At 42.2% G+C, this 2,889-nt stretch carries 1 protein-coding gene and 1 pseudogene; both read left to right on the top strand.

Annotated features, from left to right (window positions below; translation table 11 throughout):
* Positions 1 to 178: 178 nt before the first annotated feature.
* A pseudogene (locus H5072_RS21575) lies at positions 179 to 1,846 on the top strand (RHS repeat-associated core domain-containing protein); the annotation flags it as partial.
* The gene (locus tag H5072_RS21570) at positions 1,832 to 2,875 is read left to right on the top strand and encodes an HNH endonuclease (RefSeq protein WP_404936331.1); all 1,044 of its coding nucleotides are present in this window, start codon (positions 1,832 to 1,834) and stop codon (positions 2,873 to 2,875) included. The pseudogene H5072_RS21575 and the gene H5072_RS21570, both read left to right, overlap by 15 nt.
* The last annotated feature ends 14 nt before the right edge of the window (positions 2,876 to 2,889 follow it).

The following is a 2,889-nucleotide window of genomic DNA, read 5'->3' as shown; positions in this document are numbered from 1 at the left end:
AAAAAGCAATAAGTGGTCGCTATTTAAACTGACTTATCTATTTCACCTTATCAGTTTAGCAAGAGCTTAAACTACTGACACGAGGATTATTTACTTCTAGTGATTCCCTAAGTGAAAACAGCTCTTAACATAAAAAAGCGAAGACGTAAGCAGTCAACATACAAAATTAACCTCACTATCCTGTAACCGCTTAGCCTCAGTAACGCAAAGTAATAAACGCCATGTAAAAATAGAGCGCGACAGCCTTGGCCGCTTAACTGCGCAGCATGCAAGCCTTGCAAGCGACTCACATATCGTTAATAACGCCAATTACTACAGCTACACAAAGCAAGGTAAAATTGCGCGTGCACATAATGCGCAATCAACACTTAAACAAACGTTTGATAAAGGCGGCAGGCTACTGTGCGCCGAGCAAGTAAATAACCAGCAACAAGCGCATACCTTAAAATACAATTACGACGAATACGGCAAAAGGCAAACCCTTACCCTTCCAGACTCAACCACGCTTAAATACAGCTACAACCAGTTTGGCCAGCTAAGCGGCATTAACTTACTGCAAAACAATAGCAAAGAGGTTGAACTTGCAAAGCCGCTTGTAACATTAAGCTACGACAGCCAAGGCAATATTAAAACCCAGCAGTTTGGTAACAGCATAACCCTTACTCAACAGTTTGATGTATTTAACCGCTTAACGCAGCAGCAGCTTACACATCCATCGCAAACATTATTTGATACCTGTACGTACAACTACGACAGCGTCAACCAGCTTATTGCCCGTAAAAACGAAGGCGTAAGCAGCCAAAATATCAATTTTGAATACAACAGCCTCGGCCAGTTAATACAACAAACATTGGCAAGCTCACGTGCTGATACAACCACACACTACCAGTGGGATAGCTTTGGTAACCCGCAAAGCCAAACAGTAAAATCAAACACAAGCGATACAGTCACTAGCGGTACAGAAGCTAGTAATACAGGCGAGCAGGGGATAGAACATGATGCTGCCGGTAACGAGCATACAGTCAGCTCTTCTATTGATTTAACACGCGCCACCCATAGCGAATACAATGAGTTAGCGCCAAATAGTAGTGAAAGTAGTAGTAAAAATAGTAGCAACGCTGACTCAGTAATAAACAATGAGGGCACTAACAACACCACGATAAACAGTGCCACCGACGCAGACCGCCTAACACACTTTGGCGATAGCGACTTTTACTACGACGAGTTTGGTAACCAAATACGCGAAACCGGCAAAGGCATTAAAACCCGCCGTGAATATAATGCGTTTAATCAGTTAATCTGTTTTAACAACAACGGCACGCTCACCCAATACGACAACGACCCACTGGGGCGTCGTATCGCCAAGCACACCGAGCACGGTAAAATTGACTACATTTGGGATAACGACCAGTTAATCTGCGAATGCCAACACGGTGAATATACCTGGTATATCAACATGCCAAATCATTTTCACCCAGTAGCGCTTATTAAAAAGGGTGAGGTGTATTACTACCACCTAGACCAACTTAATACCCCACGTTTTATAACAAACAACAAAGCAGAAGTCGTGTGGGAAAACCAAGCCGATGTGTATGGCTATGAGGAGCCAGAAGCCGAGCCTGAGTTTAATAAAGAAAACACCTTCACTCAGCCAATTCGTTTTCAAGGGCAATATTTAGATGAAGAGAGCGGCTTACATTACAACCGTTATCGCTACTACAGCCCCAAACAACAGCGCTTTATAAACCAAGATCCGATAGGGCTTGTGGGTGGGATAAACCACTATCAATATGCACCGAATCCGGTTAATTGGGTGGATCCGTTTGGGTTAATGTGTGAAGAGGGTGAAAAGAGCTTAAAAGAAGCGCTTGCTGTAAATGTTGCTACGGGGTGCATAAGCTCTAAACTTTCGGAAAAATTATATTTAGCAGCCCAAGATGGCAACCTTACACCAAAAGAAATTAAGCAAGGGTTGGCAGCTTTAGCCGTAGCTAAGGCTGCCCCTACTCAGCTGATAGCTAATCCAACGACGACAAATATTGTACGAATCGCAGCTCAGACAGCAGCTAATGATGCGTCATTTGTTGCTGAAAGATCATTGTTAGCGAGTGTTGCACCTTGGCTAGCAAAGGCTGTAGGTACAGTCTCTTTACTAGCATATAGCTCATCAACTGGTGGAGCTTTAGAGGAACTGACTGCGCCTGATGGAACTACCTACTCCAAATATAGCGATGAGGTTTATTATAAAGCAGTTGGAGTAGATGGTGATGAGTGGAGCACTCCCGATCCTCAGCAAGATATACAATTTAGGATGTGGAAGGCCAATGGTGGAGAAGGGACACTTGAAGATTGGCTATCACAGGGGATGCCTGAAACTAGTGATGGAAATGTACCACTGACTGAGGCTAGTTTAGATTCTTTGAATGAATCTCTTCCTTATACAACTTATGAAGAACGTTTAGCTCAAACCCCGATCAATAACGGATCCTGGAGTGGTGAACGAGGTGAATCAATGTTCATTTCTACGAATCCTAGTGTAAACGAAGTAATCGCTGATTATGGAGTTGAGGGAATAAATTATGAAAATGCTTACCCTGATTTTTCACCTGTTGCAGAAGTAACCTATACGATTAATGATATTGGATGGGAATCGATAGGTACAGATAGAACACCTTTACATAATGCATTAGATCGCAAGTTAGCTGAAGATATGGATCTTCCATTAAAAGATATAAAAAAATACAGGAAAGTAAACTCTTTAACATGGCATGAAAAAGAAGATATGAAGACTATTGAGTTAGTCCCGACTATAATAAATGGTAAATTTAAGCATGTTGGCGGATTTGGCGAAGTCAATGCAATGAATGGTAAGTAGGGTTTAATTATATG

The sequence above is a fragment of the Pseudoalteromonas sp. SR45-5 genome, from assembly GCF_014163565.1.
Taxonomy (GTDB): domain Bacteria; phylum Pseudomonadota; class Gammaproteobacteria; order Enterobacterales; family Alteromonadaceae; genus Pseudoalteromonas; species Pseudoalteromonas distincta.
Note: the sequence above shows the minus strand (reverse complement) of the source record. Positions and strands in the feature narration are given on the sequence as shown.